Annotated in this window: 13 protein-coding genes; 11 read left to right on the forward strand and 2 right to left on the reverse strand. The window is 44.5% G+C overall.

Features of this window, described 5'->3' with window-relative positions; all coding sequences use genetic code 11:
- Positions 1-34: 34 nt before the first annotated feature.
- A complete protein-coding gene (locus CS948_RS11010; protein WP_255301961.1) occupies positions 35-544 on the reverse strand; it encodes a sigma-70 family RNA polymerase sigma factor in 510 nt (169 codons plus the stop codon).
- A 244-nt stretch (positions 545-788) separates the two neighbouring features.
- Between CS948_RS11010 and CS948_RS11015 the strand changes: the two genes are divergently transcribed.
- The 5 genes from CS948_RS11015 to CS948_RS11035 all read left to right on the forward strand — a co-directional run bounded on the left by CS948_RS11015 (position 789) and on the right by CS948_RS11035 (position 8,268).
- Positions 789-2,015: a FecR family protein gene (locus CS948_RS11015; protein WP_099291718.1), complete on the forward strand. Its 1,227-nt coding sequence runs from the start codon at positions 789-791 to the stop codon at positions 2,013-2,015.
- A gap of 87 nt (positions 2,016-2,102) precedes the next feature.
- Positions 2,103-5,672: a SusC/RagA family TonB-linked outer membrane protein gene (locus CS948_RS11020; RefSeq protein WP_255301962.1), complete on the forward strand. Its 3,570-nt coding sequence runs from the start codon at positions 2,103-2,105 to the stop codon at positions 5,670-5,672.
- A 5-nt stretch (positions 5,673-5,677) separates the two neighbouring features.
- Positions 5,678-7,195, forward strand: a complete 1,518-nt coding sequence (locus tag CS948_RS11025; RefSeq protein ID WP_255301963.1) for a RagB/SusD family nutrient uptake outer membrane protein — start codon at positions 5,678-5,680, stop codon at positions 7,193-7,195.
- A gap of 12 nt (positions 7,196-7,207) precedes the next feature.
- A complete protein-coding gene (locus CS948_RS11030; RefSeq protein ID WP_255301964.1) occupies positions 7,208-7,831 on the forward strand; it encodes a fasciclin domain-containing protein in 624 nt (207 codons plus the stop codon).
- A gap of 11 nt (positions 7,832-7,842) precedes the next feature.
- A complete protein-coding gene (locus tag CS948_RS11035; RefSeq protein ID WP_255301965.1) occupies positions 7,843-8,268 on the forward strand; it encodes a hypothetical protein in 426 nt (141 codons plus the stop codon).
- Between the two features lie 84 nt (positions 8,269-8,352).
- Here CS948_RS11035 and CS948_RS11040 read toward each other — a convergent pair whose 3' ends face one another.
- On the reverse strand, positions 8,353-11,460 hold the full coding sequence (locus tag CS948_RS11040) for a response regulator (protein WP_099291721.1): 3,108 nt from the start codon (positions 11,458-11,460) through the stop codon (positions 8,353-8,355).
- A 534-nt stretch (positions 11,461-11,994) separates the two neighbouring features.
- On the opposite strand from CS948_RS11040, the gene CS948_RS11045 reads away from it, so the two are divergent.
- Genes CS948_RS11045 through CS948_RS11070 form a run of 6 tightly spaced genes read left to right on the forward strand, consistent with a single transcriptional unit; the run spans position 11,995 to position 21,203 of the window.
- Entirely contained in the window at positions 11,995-12,579 is a 585-nt protein-coding gene (locus tag CS948_RS11045; RefSeq protein ID WP_176555016.1) for a DUF3575 domain-containing protein, read from the forward strand.
- Between the two features lie 11 nt (positions 12,580-12,590).
- Positions 12,591-14,003: a DUF3868 domain-containing protein gene (locus CS948_RS11050; protein ID WP_099291723.1), complete on the forward strand. Its 1,413-nt coding sequence runs from the start codon at positions 12,591-12,593 to the stop codon at positions 14,001-14,003.
- 9 nt (positions 14,004-14,012) lie between these two features.
- On the forward strand, positions 14,013-15,998 hold the full coding sequence (locus tag CS948_RS11055) for an Mfa1 family fimbria major subunit (protein ID WP_176555017.1): 1,986 nt from the start codon (positions 14,013-14,015) through the stop codon (positions 15,996-15,998).
- An 8-nt stretch (positions 15,999-16,006) separates the two neighbouring features.
- The gene (locus CS948_RS11060) at positions 16,007-17,014 is read left to right on the forward strand and encodes a FimB/Mfa2 family fimbrial subunit (protein WP_099291724.1); all 1,008 of its coding nucleotides are present in this window, start codon (positions 16,007-16,009) and stop codon (positions 17,012-17,014) included.
- Entirely contained in the window at positions 17,011-18,081 is a 1,071-nt protein-coding gene (locus CS948_RS11065; protein WP_099291725.1) for a hypothetical protein, read from the forward strand. The genes CS948_RS11060 and CS948_RS11065 overlap by 4 nt, the downstream gene beginning before the upstream one ends.
- A gap of 14 nt (positions 18,082-18,095) precedes the next feature.
- On the forward strand, positions 18,096-21,203 hold the full coding sequence (locus tag CS948_RS11070) for a DUF4906 domain-containing protein (protein ID WP_099291726.1): 3,108 nt from the start codon (positions 18,096-18,098) through the stop codon (positions 21,201-21,203).
- The last annotated feature ends 4 nt before the right edge of the window (positions 21,204-21,207 follow it).

Consider the following 21,207-nt stretch of genomic DNA (forward strand, 5'->3'; position numbering starts at 1 on the left):
TTTTTTTTTTAGAATGGATGTTTGTCTGACGGGACTATCCGAGTTCGTAATTGCCTGAACTGAAATACACCCGAAGTTTACGAATTGCGGCGTATTTTAAAGTTTTTATCGTGTTCACGGAAATTCCCATGATTTGAGCGATTTCTCTATTTTCGTAACCGGACAGGACAAGACGCATGATGCGAGCGCTTTGGAGGGGCAAGGTGTTGATAGCGTTTATTAAGGTTTGGTTTGTATCCTCGGCAATCAGCTGGTTTAAGACTTGTGGATCTTCCTGCTCTTCAATTTCCAGTTTGGTATATCTTTGGGTTTCGCGTTGCAATCCTCGCAGGTAATTCAAGGATTCGTTTTTTACCATGGTATAGAGAAAATTGCCTATTGAGTTGATATCTTGTTGATTATGCTGATTTTCCCAGAATTTGATAATGACTTCTTGTGCGATGTCTTGAGCCGCATCCGGCGACCCGACAAAACGAACGGCAACGGCGCATAGAGCGGCGTAATGCTCCTTGATAAATGTCTCTAGCTCATGGGATTTCCTCATATCAATAATCGTTCGTTTAAAACGATTCAAAATGACAGAATATAGCCGCAATTCCGATTTTACAATGCATTAATAATGAGCATTGTTAAAATTCTTTTGGTAGGATTGAGAAATAAATACTAAATATTAAAAAACGAAGGTTAAATAATATCGAGATGCAAGTTTATAAATAATTTTTGAATTTTTCATATTTTCATTCATCCCGTCTTTCGTTTTGTGGTGTCTATATAGAAACAAGTGAAAAATGATGACATATAATAAAGCACAAATACTGGCACAAATAATCATTCGGGTAAAGTTGGGAGCGGCATCCGGGGAGGAGAGAGAAGTTTTGGGTGGATGGCTGGATGAGAGTGAAGAGAATCGCCAGTTGTATAAAAGTATTATTCGTTGGAAATGTATCAGGGAAAGATTGAGATTGGAAGATGAGATTAACCAGACAACGGATTTCAAACGGGTACATCGTATCGTGTCACGTCGTTTGGCGTACAGGGATACCGGGCAAAGGCGATGGGTCCGGATGGCATGGGCTTCCGGTGTCGCGGCTGTTTGTTTATACGGTGTTTTCTTTGTTTGGAATTCGATGCGGCAACCGGATGTGCCGATTGCCATGAATAAACAACAAAAAGTGGAGGAAACGGGGCAATCTCCCAAGCGGGGAAAAGTGATGCTGGTGCTTGAAGACGGTCGGCAGATCGGCTTGGAACGTAATGCTTCCGATAGTGTAAAATTGGCACGAGTGCCTCTTGTCGAGGTGGGAGAAAGTTTGTTGTATAAACCGATGGTGGATTCCTTACCCTCGCAAGAGATTATTCATAAAATATACACGACGGTAGGGGGTGACTATTCGCTGGTATTGGGTGACGGCACGCGGGTTTGGTTGAACGCGGAGACGATGCTGGAGTATCCCGTGCAATTCGTGGGGAAGGAAAGAGTGGTAAAGTTGACCGGGGAAGCTTATTTTGAAGTGGCACGTGACACGGAAAAACCGTTTATCGTGGAGACGGGCAATATGCGGACTCGTGTTTTGGGAACATCTTTTAATATAAACGCTTACACGAACGAAGAAGCGATTTACACTACCCTGTTATCCGGTAGAGTGGAGGTGAGTCTGGCAGACGGAGTGGGACAAGATATGGCTCCCATGATATTGGAGCCGGGTATGCAATCCGCTTGGAAACGGGGTTCGGGTGATTTCGTGTCGAGAGAGGTGGATTTGGATAACGTGATTGCTTGGCGATACGGAGTCTTCATGTTTAATGAAGATGATCTTGATGTGGTAACACGAGTGCTGTCCCGGTGGTATGGCGTGCAGTTCGTCGAGAGTCGGGGGAGCGTTGGAAAGCATACTTTTAGCGGGAAGATGAGTAAGGATGAAAACCTTGAATCCATTTTGAAGATATTGACCTTGGCAGGAGGTCCTGAATTCAAAAGGGAGGGAGATACAGTATATGTAATTGAGAGAAAATAAGAAACCGGAAATGCGTGGCAAGCATTCCCGGTGATATCTTCCTTGTTGACAGCAAGGAACGTGTTTAATTAAAAACAAAACAAAGCTATGAAAAAAAATTACAAGACAAAAAAGTTTTGTAGACTTTCGATCAGATGTAGCCTGTTGTTATGCAGTATTTTGATACTGGGAATAACATCTGTATTCACGAGTTCGACGGTCTACGGGCAAAAAACGGTTCAGCGATTTTCTTTGAAACTCGAAAGTGTGAGTGTCTTGGATGCACTTCGGGAAGTAAACCGGTTGAGCGGGAACTCGGTCGTTTTCAAGAAAGAGGAAGTCGAAAAGGAGAGCAGGCGGGTTACCGTGGATTTGAAGGATGTCACGGCGTTGGAAGCTGTTAGGGCTTGCTTGGCGGGTACGAAACTATCGTGTGTGGAGAGCGACGGTAAAGTGGTAGTTATACCGGAAAAGGAGCAGAAGGCGAAGATCGTGTCGGGTGTTATTTACGATGCCTCGGGACAACCTTTACCGGGAGCCACGGTGGTCGTGAAAGGAACGGCGTCAAAAATCGGTACCAGTGCGAACGTGGACGGGGAGTATCAGATTGTTGTTCCTGCAGGTACGAGTGTTCTGGTCTATTCTTTTATCGGTTATAAATCGAAAGAAGTCGAGATCAAAGAGCAGACGAAAATCAACGTGACGTTGGAAGAGGACGTGAAGAACGTGGACGAAGTCGTGGTGGTTGCTTACGGGACGCAGAACAAGCGGGATGTGCTGGGTGCCATGTCCACGGTGAATGCTGATGACATCAAGGATATTCCTTCACCGTCACTTGCCAATCTTTTGCAGGGACGGGTTGCCGGGATGAGCGTTATCAACATGACGGGAGCACCCGGTGGTGGAGGAACTTCGATTTCCATCCGCGGGTTCAATAGTTTGTCGGTCGAGGCTGCACAGCGGTTCAGTAACCCGTTGTGGGTGATTGACGGGGTGCCCATGTATAGCTTTACCTCTCCGGTCAGCGGGTTGAACACCTTGGCGGAAATTGACCCCAAGGACATTGAGTCCGTGCAAGTGTTGAAAGATGCGGCGTCCGCTTCGATTTACGGATCGCGTGCGGCGAACGGGGTAATTTTGGTTACAACTAAAAAAGGACGTTTCAATCAGAAGGCGAAAGTCAGCGTGAACGTGTCGCAGACTTGGATATTCAATCCCTCTTTGCCGGATCTCACGGGTGGAAATCGGGAACGCTACCATCGTATGGAAGCATTGAAAAATTATCAAGAGGCCGGTTTTAGTGATTCGCAAAACCGTTACTTGTATGTGGATTCGTATAAAGAATCTTATTTACGAGATATCATGTACGATTATTTTTGGGGTAAAGGGAATGGCGCCGGAGTCCCTTTGTACCAAGATAGTTTGAACAAATTTTATAACAACTCCACTAATCTCTTTGATTATTATTTCCGCACGGCACGAGTGACGGATGCTAGCCTGCAATTGACCGGGGGAGCGGAACGGATGACTTATAACTTCGGTTTGGGCTACTACTCGGAAACAGGAGTACTAAAAGGTACTGGGTTCAATCGTATGAAATTGATATCCAATATAACGGTTAAACCGATGAATAAAATGGATGCTAATTTACGTTTCTACTTGGCATACACGGATCGTAGCCGTTCTTCCGAGGAGATGAATACACTTTCATTTAACACGGGAACCGATTTGGAGCAAATACCCAAGGAATTGTTGGAAACATCCACGCTTTACCCGGGAAAGGGAACTCCCGCGTTCGATGAGGCTACTAAGCGTTTCCGGGGTACGAAAGAGAAAAACGATTCCTACCGGGCAAGAGCCAGTTTTGATGTTAATTATGAGTTTCTCAAAGGTTTGTCTTTCAAGACGTCTGTGGCGTTAGACTATTCTCAACAGAACGTGAATATCTTTCTGCCTTCTGATCTGAACGATTACAATGAATCTTATTCTAGCGGGCAGGTTGAACGGTATATGATGTTGTTGAACGAGAACTTGTTGACCTATAAGCGTTCTTTTGCTGAAAATCATAACGTAGATTTCTTGGTGGGATTGTCGCTACAATCGGATGAGGCGAATAAAATCGGGGGATACGGTTACAAGGCTCCCAGCGACTTGATTCATTACGTGCCTTGGTACCACGAGTCGTATGATGTGGCCGGCAGCCGCCAATTGAAAGAGTATTTGTCGACCCGGAAAAAAAGCACGATGGTTGGTGTATTCGGTCGGTTGAATTACAACTATATGCAGAAATATTTGCTTTCTTTTAGTTTAAGGCGTGACGGAAGTTCCAAGTTTGGTGAAGATGTACGTTGGGCTACTTTCCCGGCTTACGCTGTCGGTTATGCATTCTCTGAGGAGTCGTTCATGAATTGGGCGAAAAACGTGTTGGATTACGCGAAAATCCGGCTTAGTTACGGGAAGTCGGGGAAACAATTTTCTGAGCCTTATATTGCTTTGGGATTGCTAGAACCATCGGCTCCGTTCCTTGGAAACCCGACTGTTGCTCCGGACTGGGACGAAGGATTGTTCAATCCTACTTTGACTTGGGAGGAAACAGACCAGTATGATTTCGGTCTGGATCTTGATTTATTCAATTACAGGCTGAATGTGGTGTTGGATTATTATTATCGTTATACTGACAAATTATTATATAACGTGACGCTACCGGGAAACTACTCGGGATACATCAAACAGTGGCAGAACGCCTACGCGATTTCCAACGAGGGAATTGAGTTGCAAATCAAATGGGATATTTTGCGTCGGGACAACTTGAAATGGGATATGACCTTCAATATTGCCCGGAACTGGAATCGCTTGGAAAAGAGTCTTAACGGTGTGGATTTCCAAACGTACGGGGATGCCGGTTATTTTGACAGTAACGTGAGTATTATCGGTAAACCGCTGAATGGACTTTACGTGTATAAGGATAAAGGATACTATAATAGCGACGACGAGGTGCCTTATATCTACGAGAACGGGAACAAAGTATACCTGCATGGTAATGGTTATCGTCAGTATTTCCGGGCAGGCGACCGTGTCATGATGGATATGGACGGGAATGGTTCGGTTTACACCTCGTGGCCTTTGCAAGAAGACCGGGTGTATGCGGGTTCGCCCCTGCCGAAAGCTAGCGGCGGTATCGTTTCGACACTCAACTGGAAAGGTTTTGACGTGAATGTGTTGTTCACTTACGTGCTTAGCCGGCATATTTTGAATGCCGGGAAAGGTGCTTCCGTGGGTACGAGCTTGGGATTGGAGATGGATGATCTAACCCTTCCTATTTTTGCCGATTTGGACAAAGTCACTTTCTGGCAAAAACCGGGCGACAAGACGGACTTCCCTGTTAATCGGCTGGAAGCCGGGTTGGGTAATTTCACGACGATACTCAGTTCCAACGTGGAAAATGTGAATTACTTGAAATTGAAAACCTTGACAATAGGGTACACTTTGCCGCAAAAATGGACAAGACGTGCGGGAATGGAAAGTGCGAGGGTATTTATTTCCGGGGAGAATCTATTCACGATCACCAATTACTCGGGTCCCGACCCGGAATCTGTTGACGTGGTTACCGGTGTGGATAATTTTGGTAATTACCCGCTCAGCACGCGTGTCACGTTAGGTTTAACCCTTAATTTCTGATGTTTATGAAAAAGAATATATTACTGCTTGTACTTCTTGCGGCATTCGCTTTTGGCTGTGAGGACTTTTTGACCGAAGAACCGGAAATCGCGGTAACCAACAATAATTTCTGGAAGAACGAGAAGGATGTTGAGAGTGCTGTATACGGTATGCATTCGGTTTTTCGTACGGTGTTTGGCGATGTGGTCATGCTTTACCGGGATAGGGGGATGCCTTTTGATTTTATGAATGCATTATGGCAATATCCTTCCAATAACCAACCCAGTTATATGTGGAATGCGAGTTATCCTGCCATCGACTGGAGGAACGAGTATAAAGTGATTGCCCAAGCTAATCTGGTGATCGATAATGTCGACCGGGCGAATCTACCGCAAGAAAGACACAATTATTATTTGGGGCAGGCTTACTGTATCCGTGCTTACACCTATTTTTATATCCTAAGGGCATGGGGGGATGCACCCTTGATTAAAGAATCGGTGGACGTCGGCGAGAAAGCCCGTACCCCTTGGCAAGAATTGGCTGATTTCGCTATCGAGGATTTGAAGTTGGCGGCGAAAATGTTGCCGAAAGCTCGGGATTTGTATGATGCCGGAAACGTGAAAGTAACTAGCAAACAGATTCCCTCCAGTGGTACTGCCCACGCCATCTTGGCTCACTTGTATGCATGGAAGGCTGCATTAAATAATGAGCCGGAACTGAATAAGCTAAGTATTGCCGAGGCGGATTCTGTTATTAAACACGGTGGTTATGTGCTGGCGGGAAGCCCGAAGGAAGTTTGTGACGTGGTGATGCTGGGAAATAGCGACGAGGGTATTTTCGAGGTCGATTACCAGAATATGCCGGGAGATTTGAAAGGCTCCGGGGCGTTTATTGCCGGGGCTTGCCAGAGATGGCCGATTCAACCGTTGACGACTCCTGCTACACGGCGTTCATTATTGCGTATCAACAACACCACGGTCATGGAAATGTATATGGACGAGTCGGATGAGCGACGGGATGAATATTTTTACAAGTTGGACTCCATGGCAGGCGTGGCAACGTCGGTGACTCAAGGAGCCGCTTATATCAGCAAGTGGCGGGGCGTGGTGCTTAACGTCGGGGGCTCGGGTGACGGAACCTTGAAGTCGTACGAGGATAACGAGATTTTGATCCGTTTGGCAGATATCATTCTGCTTCGTGCCGAGGTGAAAGCAAAGATGGGCGATACCCCGGGGGCTATTGCTGATTTGAATGCGATCCGTGATAGGGCTGGCGCTCCTTTGTATTCCAGCGCCGAGGGTGACTTGCAGGAAGCTATCGCCAAGGAGCGGGACAAGGAATTGTTCTTGGAAACGGGAATTCGTTACTACGATATCATTCGGAACGGAACTTTCCGGGAGAAGCTGAGAGGTAAATACAAGACTCTTACCGAGCAAGATGTGGCTGACGGGGGATACTATCTGCCCGTGGGGAGTGGGGCTTTCACCAACAATACCCTAATGCGACAAACGTTATATTGGAAACGGAATGGATACGCTTATTAAAAATGCAAAATTATGAAACTACGATATTTAATGATTCTATTTATATTCGGTCTGGGTGCGTGTGATGATGATTATTTTCACGATACCGGACTGGCAAACGGACGGCATGATTGCACCGTGTGGGAATATTTGCATAAAGATTCCTACAATTGGGATTCGACGATACTGGTAATTGAGCGTGCGGGACTGGTGGATTTGTTTGACGGGAAAGACCCGGCGTATCCCGAGATTACTTTCTTCGGACCGACGAATTTCTCGATTATGCAATTCATGTACAAAACGGTGGACGGTAATGAAGAGATGCTGTACAATCGGATTGCGGACATCCCCGCGGATATGTGCCGGAAAATGATCCTGTGTCATGTCCTTCCCAAGAAAATGATGAAGGAAGAATTTGATTATGAAGTGAAAGGAACCTTAGAGGGAGGGACCTATATTAATGCTATATCCGGCACAGAATTGCGTGTTTTCCGAGCAAAATCGTCTTACATGGGTATTGCCGACATCGGGGCGGAATCTTTGGGGCTTCATGCTTTGGCAACCGGTTTCCTCGTGGGAATCGCTTCTGCCGATATTGAAATGAATAACGGGGTTGTGCACTCTTTGAGTTACACGTACCAATTTTCAGAACTTTAATAATTTTCAGGATGAAGAATATGTATAGAATAATGATATTATTGGCTTTCGTGACCGTGTCGGCAGTCTGCTGCCAGGATATTACGGTTGGTTACTTGATGACTGCCAATGCCGCTTACACGCCGGATTCGTTGGTAGTGAAAGCCGTGCTGGATCCGGAGGATGATGCTCACCAGATAAAATTCGAGATTCCTTGGCAATCGACTTCTATCGAGGGGGTACAAGGAACCTTTCCGTTGGTTTATTCCATTAAGAGCATTGCGTGTGATAACGGGCATTCGGAAGCGGCTTCTCAATTTACGATGGCTCGCAAGGGGGTAATCGAATTGCCATGGAACCATACGGTCCCTCCCGGTCGTTATGTGATTACACTGGAAGTTTCTAACGAGGGATACACACGAGTGTTGGATTCTGTTTTCACAGTCATAGTGAAATAAAGTATCGGGTGTGCTTTTTCAAGAGGGAGCCTGAAAAGTTTGGAGAGCTTTGGGTTCCCTCTTTGTTTTACTGTCTACAAGTGTTTACACCAGCGTGAAACTTGAATTTAGTGCTGTTTTGAGTTCTTGAATCAGTTTATTCGCGTTTAGGGGTTTGGATACATAACTATTGAATCCGTTTTTCATGATTCGTTCCTTATCCGAGGCGAAAGCATATGCCGTGACGGCGATAATGGGAACCGAATCAGAGAATTTCCTTATCTCTCGCGTGGCTTCGTAACCATCCATTTTGGGCATATTGATATCCATGATGATGATTTGAGGTTTGTGTTGTTGGTATAATTCAACTGCTTCCAGTCCGTTCCAGGCGTGGATAAGTTTGTATTTTGAACCAAGAATAGATTGAAACAGCAAATAATTGCTTTCATTGTCTTCTGCTATCAGTATTGTGATATCTTTCTGTTTTATGCATTCTTTCTGTATTTCTATAATAACGGGTTTACTTTCTTCGGTGGCAGTCAAGTGCGGGATGGTGAACCAGAAAGTGCTGCCTTTGCCTTCACCATCGGATTCTACACCAATACGACCTGACATTTTTTCAACGATGCTTTTGCAAATGGAGAGACCGAGCCCGGTTCCCTGCGCGAAATCGTTCAGTTTGGTGAAACGTTCGAAAATACGTTTTTGTCCTTCTTGTGATATGCCTAATCCGGTGTCGCGGACGAAGAAACGGATTTCATTCTCTTGCAGTTCATAACCGAAAGTGATACATCCTTTGGGGGTGAATTTGCAGGCGTTTGTCAGTAAGTTTATCAATACTTGGGACAAACGATTGGGTTCTGTTTGGATGTAACAATCGGCAGCCCCGAGAGTGAAGTTCAATATTACCCCCGGCTGAACTCGTAGGCGTACGGTGCTTTCCACGGAACGAATGAGTTCATTCAAGTCGGTAGATTGGTAATTGAAATCGAGCGTGTTCGATTCTACTTTTGCCAAATCGAGCACGTCATTAATCAATTGTAGCAGTAATTGATTGTTATTCTCGATGATTCCTATAAATTGTTGTTTTTGTTCCTCGTCTTCGGTCGTGGTCAACAGGTTCGAGAATCCCACGATAGCGTTTAATGGCGTGCGAATCTCGTGGCTCATGTTGGCGAGGAAGGCGGATTTCAGACGGTCGGATTCTTTCGCTTTTTCCCTTGCCGAGATAAGAGCCTGTTCTTGTTTTTTGCGTTCGGTAATTAATAACAATGAGCCGATAAGAGCGGTGGGGTGCTCGGTATTATCGCATTGGGACACGGCGGCGTTGATTTCCAGCCAGTCAATGTGTTCTTTGCCCGCTTTTTGAGAAACAATGCGGAATTCTGCCTTGGTGTATTGTAATTTCCCGTTTAAAAAGTCGTGGTGTATTTGCTTTACCCGGGCAACGTCCTCCGGGTGTATTCTTTGGAAGTATTCGCTTTCTTCGATGATATGTATCGAGTGAGTCGAGCCTTCCTGCTTGGTGAAGTTCATGTGGCTCAGTACACGTTGTACCTCGCAGGCTATTTTGTGATTTTTCAAATCCCAACGCCACGGGATAATACGTGCCACGCTCAATGTCATATCCAATTTTCTCGCCGATTCTCTTAAATCGTTCTCTGCTTTGCTTCGGCTTGTGACATCCAGCCCGAAGATATCAATCACGTTTTCTTCTGCCGACTGGCAAATGATGAATTCATAGAAGGTGTTGGTCTGTTTGAAATAATGCGTGAACGTGACCGAACTTTCTTTTTGGAAGACGGTTTCGATGAAAGGTGAAATATATTCCACGGGGAAAAGCGAATGCTGCTGGTCGTTATCCGTGTTTTGCTTGGTTAGCGTGTTGAATGACTCGTTCGTGGAATGGTAAGTCAAGCGTGTCACGTGACTGTCTTTATTGAAATTGACGGCGGCTTGCGCGTAACAGATGGGCATGTTGCGTACCAGTATGTTGTGTGTTTTGAAGAGGGCGAGTTTCTTGCGTTGGAACAAGGAGTTCAAGACGGCAACGATAATCAGCGACACGAGGATAATGATACCGATGATGATCTGCCAGCTATATTGTTGCCATAGGGTTTTCGGTTTGTTGATAAACTTTGTTCCCGGCAGACAATTTTCAATGGAAAGGTGGTCTTGGACTAGTTGAATGTAGTTGACCACGGGGTGTGATTTTGTAGAATAGATAAAAGGAATGTTGCGCATGGATTTCCCTTCCAGCATTTTGATGACAAGTGCCGGAAGAGCTTCTTGTGTTTGTTTTCGCTCGGGAAAATAACCGCCAAGAACACCATCTTGAAGATAGGCACTTCGTAGGGCGAAAACGGGATGGGGGGATGCGGAAATCATACGTGTATCCCCGGAAATGAGCGTGGGGAAGCCGTGCACGTTTTTGCGTTCATAGAACCAAGTGGAGAAAAGTAAACCGATTGTCAGATCCCGGCTGACCAAGTATTCTTGCAAGTGTTCGGCGTTTTGATCGTTACCCACGAGCCACTCGTATTCGAGGGTAGGGTATTTTGCTAAAATATACGCGTGAACAAGTCTGTCCAGATAACGATTCGTGTAAAGTTCGTCCGCGATGAAAACGATTTTCTTTATTTGTGGCTGCATTTGTACCATCATATCGATGGTTTGTTCGTATAGGAGCGGTATCTCGATATACGCGAAATTGTATTGCTCTCTGACTTGGGATAACGGGGTTAATTTACAGTCCATTAAATTTAGTGTGCCACCCGTGTAATAATATTCGTTCGGTGCGAATGAATCCTCGTTACCGATTAATATCATCGGGATATCGCCCCATTCTTGTTTGATACGATCTCTTAAAGTAAAAGCCATGTTGCCGATTAGTACCAGATAGTCAGGTTTTTTATTTTCGAAACGGGTGAAAATGCCGTCTTCCATCTGTTTGAATAATGTCTTGTTACGGATGAACGTGCCGTTCATGTGAATGATTTCGGCAGACACTCCTGCGGTCTGGGCTGTTTGCATTGTGATAGGAGTGATCAATTCCTGACTCCATGGAGCTCCTTCGTTATAGGAATTGATAATAAGTAGACGTTGCTGCTCTTTGGCTTCTGTTGTTTGGGGTATGAGCGCCGATGTAAATCCCAAGTATGCAAATAGCATAACCACGCACTTGGAAATAAGATAGGATTTTTCGTGTATCATTATGGCAATATATTTTCTTCGCTTGTAAAATTGTATAGAATTTCTATCCTCGTAATTTGATATTTTATGTGTCTGCAAAAATATTAAAATCTGCAATGATGATCAAAAAAAAGTAGGTTGTTTTTTGATTTGTTAAAACATTATTATTCAATAATATTCCTATATTGAAGTATTATTGACTGATATATAATTGTGTTTTTGGGGAGTCTATTTTTAAACCATCGTTAAAAGAGATTGAAAAAAAAGGGGTTAAAAGAAGTGGTTTTAATAATTATAAAATATCTATATTCATGTATGTACCAAATTATTACATGAAAATTTTGCATTGTCATAGGAACGTATTAATTTTGTATCATAAAACGATCGTTTAATGCGATTCGAGTTGTGAGTTTAATTTGATTGATAAATAGATGTTTAACATGGGTGCTGAATGGTGTTATTTATTTTGTTAAGTATACCTTGTTAAAGTGGATTGCAGTTCGATGAGGTTTACGTTGGGTGTATAAATTACGATGAATCTTGAATATGGGAAAAATGAGTTTAAAGATTTGCGTGTTTTTGCTTTTTGGGCTTTTTTTCAGCACGGGAGCGAAATGCCAAAAGATGGCAGTAAAGAGCAACTTGTTGTATGATGCAACGGCAACGATTAATGCCGGTGTGGAGTTTCGTTTAGCCCCGAGGTGGACGTTTGATCTTTCGGGTAATTATAACGGGTGGACTATATCGGGTGACCGTAAGTGGAAGCATTGGATGATGCAACCGGAAGTCCGTTACTGGTTTTGTGATCGTTTCGCTGGACATTTTCTAGGTGCACATGCGTTAGGGGGAAAGTACAATATCGGTAACTTGAAAAACAGCATCTCTTTTCTGGGGACTGATTTCTCCAAGTTGACAGATCGTCGTTATCAAGGTTGGTTTATAGGTGCCGGGGTAGCTTACGGTCACTCGTGGATACTTTCCAAGCATTGGAATTTCGAGGCGGAAATCGGTGTGGGGTACATTTACACGCGTTATGACGTGTATCCTTGTGCCGAGTGCGGGACGAGATTGGCAAAAGGGCGGTCGCATCATTACGTGGGACCGACAAAAGCGGCGTTGAATTTGGTTTACTTGTTTTAAAAAGGACGGTTATGAGAAAGATATGGTGTTTTATCATGTTGATATTATTCGGGGCAAACGTGAGCGGGCAGAAACTTGCCGACGGGCAGGTCGTGGTGAGGAATCTCGACGTGGTGCACGGAGAGAATGCCTTGTTTGTTTCGATGGATTTGGATGTATCCGCTTTGGATATTGCCACTAACCGGGAATTGCTTTTTGTTCCGGTATTGAAAGGAGATCGGGATAGCGTTCAGTTACCCTTTGTGATAGTGGCGGGACGGAACCGTTATTTCTATCATTTGCGCAATACTCCCGTGTCGGATGGGGATATGCTGGAACGCGCCGGACAGGCAAAAGTGATTCGTTATCGAGCCGCATTGCCGCTCGAGGGATGGATGTCTAAGGCGACGCTGGTAATAGACGAGAGTGCTTGCGGTTGCCGTGGCGAAGGGGAGGACAGTCGGGTACCCTTGTTGCGGATGGAGCCGAAGGTTTATACCCCGGTGTTCGTGTATTTGCCCCCGGAAGTGGAGACGGTGAAGACGCGGGAGGTGAAAGGTTCCGCTTATATCGATTTCCCGGTGAATCGCACGGAGATTCATGAGGATTACCGGAATAACCCGTCGGAGTTGCGGAAGATCAGGCAGACGATAGACGTGGTGCGGAATGATCCGGATGTTCGTATCACTTCGTTAAGCATCAAGGGATTTGCCTCTCCCGAGGGTACTTATGCGAATAATACCCGTCTTGCCAAGGGAAGAACGGCAACATTGAAAACGTATGTGCGGGAGTTGTATCACTTCCCGGACAGCGTGATCTTGACTTCCTATGAGCCGGAAGATTGGGCGGGGTTGGAGGCTTACGTGGACAGCACGAATTTGAGAAATCGTGATGCGATACTGGCGCTTATCCGTTCCGGTGTGGAGCCGGATGCTAAAGAGAAGATGATAAAATCGACTTATCCGGAGGATTACCAGTTCCTGCTGAAGAACGTGTATCCCGGTTTGCGGCACTCGGATTACGTGGTGCGATACGTGGTACGTACTTACACGAGTGCAGAAGAGATACGCCGAATCATGAAAACACAACCGCAGAAATTGAGCCTTCGGGAGTTGTATATTGCTGCGCAAGGTTTGGAGCCGGGCAGTGACGAGTACAACGAGGCTTTCGAGATTGCGGTGCGGATGTTCCCGGGGGATGAGGTCGCTAACTTAAATGCTGCCAATGCCGCCATGGCGAAGGGCGACTTGAAGGGAGCTGCTCGTTACTTGGATAAGGCGGGTGACCGTGGGGAAACTGTTTATGCCCGAGGGGTCTATGCCGCACTATTGAAAGATTATGAAACGGCGATGAGGGTTTTCACCGAGGCAGCCCGGAGGGGCATAGCTGAGGCAGAAGATGCCTTGCGCCAAGTAGAAGAAGTAAAAAATGACCAATTTAAATAAAAAGAAAAGATGAAAAAGATGTGGAATTATTTCGCGAGCATTCTCGTGATGGGTCTGTTCGCCGGGTGTAGCAATGACACCCTTACAGGTGACGATTCAGACGGGGAACTGAATGGATCTAAAGATGCCGTTTACATGAACGTGACGGTACAACTTCCTGCCGGGGGAGGGATCGGTGCTCGGAGTAAAACAGACACCCCCGACAAAGGTGATTACGTAACCAGTACGGATAAGACGGAAGAGGGGAAAGACTACGAGAATAGAGTCGATGAGGTGTTGCTTGTGTTGGCAACGACTAAGAACGAATTTATCGCTCATAGTATTATAGAAACGGATAAAAAAGATGTTATTAAAGAATTGAAATCGTCATCTTTCAACACGACTAAAAAAATTAGTAAATCGGAATTGGCAGCGTACTATGATAAAAAAGGAGATGCTAATGGAGATTTGAAAGACGCTAAAGTGCATGTTTACGTGTTCTGCAACCCCACGCAGGATTTAAAAAACAAGATTAAGAAAGCAGCATTGGAGTCAACAGATTGGGTAAATGAGATTGCAACAGTGGAGGCTGAGAAGGTAGAGACTGAGAATTCTGATGTTTGGGGTGGAAAAGAGCATAAGGGTGGTTTTTTGATGTCTAATGCCATGAGAGCAGAAAAGACTTTACCTAAAAACATGGAAGATTGGAAAGATTATGCATCCGAAACTACCGCTTTCGATTTATCCGGATGGAATAATTATGGCACAGACAAGGAGGTTAATAATAGTGAGTCCGGGGCAATCAAGGTGGAGCGTTCTGTCGCTCGTTTTGATTTTAGAGACGGAAGCTCTACTGAAACAGATGCTAATACCTATGATGTTGTAAAGAAGGATGGTAACACTATTATGCAAATCCAATTGCAGAAGATTGCATTGGTAAATATGAGTAAAGAGTTCTACTATTTGCGTCGGGTGTCTAACGACGGATTGGGTGCCGGTACTATTTGTGGTGTGGAAACATCAAATAATTACGTGGTTGACACGGATGCTGACTACAAGAACGGGACTATTGATATAAATTCTTATGGAGATCATTTTAATTATTGTCTTGGTAATGTGGATGGGGGAATATGGAAAATTGACCAAGAGGCTCGTAAACAGTGGGCTGTATATGAAATAGCTAAAATATTAGCTCCTACCGCAGAAGACGATAATTATAAGGATAAAGAGTATAAAATTTGGCGTTACGTAACCGAAAACACGATTCCCGGGGAAACAGGCAATCAAAAGCAAGGAATCTCTACCGGGATTGTTTTTAAAGGTAAAATGGTTGTTCCCAATGGTGCGGATGAAACTTCTTCTTTAGTCAAAGCTATTAATAATGTTAAGGGAGAATCTATGACAGATGATATCCTTTACACGTATTTGACAAATATTTACGTAACTTGGAAGGAGGTTCGCAAGGCAGCTTTACAACCGGATGCTAGTCAAGAATTTTATAAAGCCGTATTTGGAGATCCCGAAAAGGCAGGCGATGTTAAGGCAGAGGTATTGAATGCTGCTGGGGAGGTTGAAACACCTGCTAAGTATAGTGACAATATGGATAGTCCAGATTACTTGTGGGCACAATGGCATGAGAATCAATCAAATATAGGTAAGCCTGAATATTGGGAAAGTTTTAGAGCTGCAGCAGTAAGATCTTTGTTTACAATTTATCAGTCTAGTATAGACGAAACGACTAAGATCCCCGGGTATTATTGCTATTATTTTTACTGGAACCGTCATAATGATAATGAGAAGGCAGGAGAAATGGGGCCAATGGAGTTTGCCGTGGTACGTAACAATGTATATAAGCTTGCTGTTACTAAAATTGATCGTCTTGGTCACCCGCGCATTTCGGATAACGATCCTGACCCTGTTGACCCGGAAGATCCTGACGAAAAAGGCGATGTTTACCTGACGCTTTCCGTTGAGGTGTTGCCTTGGGTAGTTCGTGTAAATAATATCGAATTTTAAGAAACGACATGCAAAGTAGAAAACGAGATATAGTTTCAAGAATCATCGGTGCGACGCTCTGTGTCGCATCGATGAACTTTGCCTTCTCTTCGTGCGAGAAAATATATGAAGATCTTGATCCATGCGCACACGGGGTATCGCTTCGTTTTATCTACGACTACAACATGGAGTTTGCCAACGCTTTCCCCAAGAAGGTGGATTGCTTGACACTTTATATATATGACGAGGAAGGCAATCACGTGGGTACCCGTGTGGTGACAGGACCGGAACTGCGTGACGAGGGTTTTCGGATGACGTTGGACCTCGAACCGGGGAATTATCGTTTCGTGGCTTACGGGGGGATGGCTTGCGGGAAAAGTTCTTTTTCCATGGTACGGACACCGGAATCGGGGTGCAAGTATAGCGATGTGCGGGCAAAGATGGATGTGGATTGTTTGACGAATCCCGACCGGAAAAAGTTGCACGATATGTACTGGGGGCAGCTAACGCTTGCCACTGCCGACTTGTATCAAGAGGGCGTGGTAGAGATGATGAAGAATACCAACAATATCCGAATCATGTTGCAACAGATGAACGGAGAGCCGGTAGATGATAAGGATTTTGATTTCGAGATCACGGATGATAACACCTTGTTCGCTTGTGATAACGATTTGATCCCGAACGGGGTCGAGACGTATACCCCTTGGGCTCGAGGACAAGCTTCGACGGGAGTGATGGAGGGAAGCAAGGAGGTTATCGAGGCGTACGCGGAATTTTCGACTTCACGGCTGATGCTTAAAAATAGCCCGAAACTCGTGATTCGCCGGAAGGATGGCGAGGAAGTGGTGAACATCCCGTTGAACAATTACTTGCTTTTGTTCAGGAGCGAGTTTCATAAAGATATGGACAAACAGGAGTTCTTGGACCGAAGGAGCGAGTGGTCGATGCTGTTTTTTCTTGATGAGGATCACACGTGGCTGAAAACGAAGATAAAGATTAATGATTGGACGGTTAGAATCAATGATGCAGAGATATGATAATGAAAAAGGTTGCGTATGTTATCATATTGTGGTTAACGGCATCCTTGTTAGCAGGAGGGTGTAGTCGGGATACGAAGGAAGATGCCGGGGAAGAGGTTCTAGTGAATCTCGATATCAGTGTGGCGTTATCCGACGTGGCTCAAACCTTGGCTCGTGGTGTTAAGGAAGATGCAGGGCCTGCAAATGATGACGAGAAGATGCAAAAGTTGCGTGTTGTCGTGGTGCGAGAGAATGGTATAGTCGAGAAAAATGGCCTTATGAATCTTTCTCAGCCAGCCGTAATGAATGAACGCTTGAGCGAACGTTTGAAGGTGGTTAGCAAGGAATGGAAACAGATTTACCTTTTCGTGAACGAGGATAACGAGAAAATCAAGGTCGGTCATGGAGATAGCGATGAATCGGTTTCTTTAACAAGTTTTCTTGAAAGCATGGCAGTTGGGTCAGTATTCCCGACAGAAGAGATTTCCGAATTGACTGTCCGGTTGGACATGCCTTCCGGGCAATTGGAGGGGGCTTTGCCTATGAGCGAATGTCATTGGGTGTATGTACCCAAAAAGGATCATGAGTGTGAGCTTTTCGTGACGAGGGGTGCCGTGAAATTCTCGTTCCGAATCACGAATAAAGGTTCGAAAGATAGCAAATTAACCGAATTGACTATCAAAAATATGATGGACAAGGAGTATTACTTGCCGCGTAACGCGAAATACGAGAACGAGGAAATTGATGGCAATAAATATTTAGCGATACAAACTTATGATATACCTTCGTTTGCCAAAGAATACGATTACAAACAAGAAGGGCTTGAGATTTCTTTACCTGTTAATAAAGAGGTCGCTTTGAAGCCTATTTATTTGCTGGAGGGGAAACACGAGGGAGCGTATTCCGTGGGAATCAAGGTGAACGGTGGCAACATGGAAGGGGTTCTCGAAAATTTACCCAGAAAACTCCCGAGAAACACGCATGTCGTGGTTAATATCACGGTTAATAACAAGAATTTAGAGTTCGAGGTAAATGTTGAACCTTATAGAGAAGTTGAACTCGAACCGGGTTTCGGGATAAACTGAAAACTTAAGGAGATATGAAACGGGATATAATATATAGTCTTTTATGTATGTTGTTCATCTTTGTTATCGCTTGCGAGGATGAACCGTTGGGAGAAGAAGATGATTTTACTCCCGGTGCCAAGAGTGTGGTGACAGCTACCGTGGAATTTAAACCATTGGTTCCTGCCTTAAATGGAGCGAGTAGAACAGCGGGGAATGCGATAAAAGAGATTAGCAGTTTATGGATGTTGTTGTACTCGGAGGATGGAATGTTGGTCGAGAAGTACAAGATTGAAGATTTCACGAAGACAACAATTGGCAGGAATGACCTTACAACAGGTGGACCCTATGCTGAATCGAAAACCTCTCGTGCATCATTTAAACGGGCTGTTCCTCAAGGACGGTACTATGTTTACGCGGTTGCCAATCTGGATCTGGAACTTGATATTTATAAAGACGCTATTCAGACTCGGGATGGATTGAAAGGAATATCTTTTAACTGGGTTGCCGAAGATGTGGCAAAGAACAGTCAAATGTTCGGTCACTTTTCAGAGGATGGAAAGATAGATGCCACGGATGGAACGGTGCTTATTAATAAAAATACGACGAAGTTGTACGCGTGGGTGCGTCGTGCGGCATCGAAAGTGACCGTGGCTTACGATGGGACGGATCTTAACGAGAACGTGTACATTTATTTAAAATCAGTACAAATCAAGGATATTCCGGCTACTTGTTTTTTAGGAAAAGAGAATGCTCCCGATATTACAAAAGATAAAGCCGCTCTTATAAAGGATGGGGAGTTAATCGATTATTCCGAAGGCAACACCACTTATAACTCTAATTATAAAGCGAGAATCACGAAAGGAACTCCTAAATACAGTAGCGCAAATCCGGATAAAAATGAAAAAGATCCTCATGGAGAGACAGTTGAGGCGCTTTACTTCTTCGAGAATATGCAGGGAGAGGGAGAGGAAGGAACTGAAAGTGATAAGCGGCAAGATGTAAGTGGTAACAATTCCTCGGTAAGCTACCCGACAGGAGGTAAGGAAGATGATAAGGCTTATAAAGATGCGAAGCCCTCGGGAACCTATATAGAGGTAAGGGCATATTACGTGTCCTCTAATGAAGAACGCGTGGGGAGTGGCGATATAGTCTATCGTTTTATGCTAGGAAAAGACGTGATCAAGGATTATAATGCTGAACGAAACTATCACTATAAATTAACTCTCAAGTTCAATAAGTTTGCGAACGATGTGGATTGGCATATCGAGTATGAAGAGGAAGTACCCGGTATTGAAGTGCCGCAGCCTTATTACATTTCTTATCTTTATAATCGTACCATGGATTTCCCTCTAAAAATCAATACTGCCGGGGCTAAACTTTTGTCTTTGGACGCGAGAATTATATTCAACAATTGGGCTCCGGAGGGGGCTTCAACACTGGATTATGCGAGGCAGTATGATTGTGCGGTGACGTCCAGTGCTGAAAATGCACCTTGGAATGGTTTTCTGTCGCTTCGCAAGACCACTGCCAGAGTGCTGACAATTGATCCTGACCAAGCGAATGAGGCGGCTGGCGTGGAGTATGTTGGAACTGAGGATAATACTGCTGGTAATAAACTCTACTATAATAGTAAAGCAAGGGGAAAAAGGAGTTACACTATAAGCGAGGGACAAACAGAGTACGTTGATGATGATAATGGTAATTATAGTATAAAACCTACCGAAGGGAATAAAACCGTCAATGTGAAGATTCCGTTGTATACCCGAGCTAAACAGATGATTATTAGTACAGCTTATACCGGTAATAATCCTTATGTAGCCTATCAACGTCGTGCAGAAGTGGAATTTACCGCGAAAATCAAGTTTGATGACGAGAGGGGTGAAAAGATATTAAAAGATACGGCAAAGATTTTTCAGGTGCGACGTGTTGTCAATCCCAAGGGAATTTATCGAAGCGCGGAGAACACGACTTCCTTTCACGTGAAATTGATGAGATTGCCTAAAGAGGAGGCTACCGAGTTTGAAGTTTTCCCATCCGAAGGACCTTGGCGGGCTTATATTCCCGAGGAGGTGGATGGAGTTTCTTTTGAAGGGGATGATTTTATTACACTCAATGGTGGTCAGGAGGTGGTAGGAAAGACGGGAAGTCCTATCGAGTTCACCGTGAATTTCAAAGGGAAACTCAAAGAGGGGGAGGCTCGTCACACGATTATTCGTGTAGACTATCATAATTATACTTGCCAACACTTGATTTTCGTGACGCAGGGAGATGCCCCGGTGCAACTTGTGAGCGATGGTGCGAAGTGGCATACCCGCAATTTAGTTAGCGAGACGCGAGAGGCTGCCAATCCTCTTGACGAGGGTTCCTTATTCCGTTTTGATAACTTGGAGCAGCCCATTGCGGCATCCAATCAGGTAAATTCTCGAACCCCGTGGACTAATGTTAAAAAAGAAGATTTTGAAGATGCTAAAGATAAGGAATTTACAATAGTGGGGAGTGAAAAAAAATTACTGTGGGGAGAGATAGATGCTGGAACTTCTGACACATCTCCCACGTGGAAGGTGAATTTAGGGAATGGAGCAAGAATTGCAAAGTACGAGGATTACCAAGCTCTTTTTGATGATGCAAATATCCAACAGGGGTATGGGGTGCTTTATGGTGATGAGGCTAATGATACTCGCGCAAGTATTCAGGACGTTTATGAATACCGTATCAGTGCAGATGGGAAAGCTAGCGGCTATGGAATGAGAGGATGTTTCGTGTATAATAAGACTAATGGTAAGCATGTGTTTTTTCCTGTAGGAGCATCGGGATATGGGCACCGAAGGAACTATGATTATGAGCCGTGGGGCGGTACTCCATTTAATGAGAATACTAATGGAAGAGGTGTACTTAGATATGCTTCCGGGAGAATAGATTATTACCCCAATCCCAAAAATAATCCTTTATTCTATGATCTATTCCGGCGACCGGGGGCGGTTTATTGGTTGAATAATAAAGTAGAACCGGGTTCTAAAGTTGCTTGGGATATAAATTATTTTACTTTTGATTTTAACTCATTAGATGACGCTAATGTCTTTGCGAAGAAAGGAGGGGATAAAAAAAGTGATGCTTGTTTTATCCGTTGCGTGGAAGATTAACTGC

This window comes from Butyricimonas sp. Marseille-P3923, assembly GCF_900184685.1.
Classification (GTDB): domain Bacteria; phylum Bacteroidota; class Bacteroidia; order Bacteroidales; family Marinifilaceae; genus Butyricimonas; species Butyricimonas muris.

What these genes read in the sequence shown, in the direction of transcription:
- CS948_RS11065 (WP_099291725.1), top strand. Translation starts at nt 17,011, where the DNA reads ATGATAATGAAAAAGGTTGCGTATGTTATCATATTGTGGTTAACGGCA.
- CS948_RS11010 (WP_255301961.1), bottom strand. Translation starts at nt 544, where the DNA reads ATGAGGAAATCCCATGAGCTAGAGACATTTATCAAGGAGCATTACGCC.
- CS948_RS11040 (WP_099291721.1), bottom strand. Translation starts at nt 11,460, where the DNA reads ATGATACACGAAAAATCCTATCTTATTTCCAAGTGCGTGGTTATGCTA.
- CS948_RS11030 (WP_255301964.1), top strand. Translation starts at nt 7,208, where the DNA reads ATGAAACTACGATATTTAATGATTCTATTTATATTCGGTCTGGGTGCG.
- CS948_RS11045 (WP_176555016.1), top strand. Translation starts at nt 11,995, where the DNA reads ATGAGTTTAAAGATTTGCGTGTTTTTGCTTTTTGGGCTTTTTTTCAGC.
- CS948_RS11025 (WP_255301963.1), top strand. Translation starts at nt 5,678, where the DNA reads ATGAAAAAGAATATATTACTGCTTGTACTTCTTGCGGCATTCGCTTTT.
- CS948_RS11015 (WP_099291718.1), top strand. Translation starts at nt 789, where the DNA reads ATGATGACATATAATAAAGCACAAATACTGGCACAAATAATCATTCGG.
- CS948_RS11055 (WP_176555017.1), top strand. Translation starts at nt 14,013, where the DNA reads ATGAAAAAGATGTGGAATTATTTCGCGAGCATTCTCGTGATGGGTCTG.
- CS948_RS11050 (WP_099291723.1), top strand. Translation starts at nt 12,591, where the DNA reads ATGAGAAAGATATGGTGTTTTATCATGTTGATATTATTCGGGGCAAAC.
- CS948_RS11020 (WP_255301962.1), top strand. Translation starts at nt 2,103, where the DNA reads ATGAAAAAAAATTACAAGACAAAAAAGTTTTGTAGACTTTCGATCAGA.
- CS948_RS11060 (WP_099291724.1), top strand. Translation starts at nt 16,007, where the DNA reads ATGCAAAGTAGAAAACGAGATATAGTTTCAAGAATCATCGGTGCGACG.
- CS948_RS11070 (WP_099291726.1), top strand. Translation starts at nt 18,096, where the DNA reads ATGAAACGGGATATAATATATAGTCTTTTATGTATGTTGTTCATCTTT.
- CS948_RS11035 (WP_255301965.1), top strand. Translation starts at nt 7,843, where the DNA reads ATGAAGAATATGTATAGAATAATGATATTATTGGCTTTCGTGACCGTG.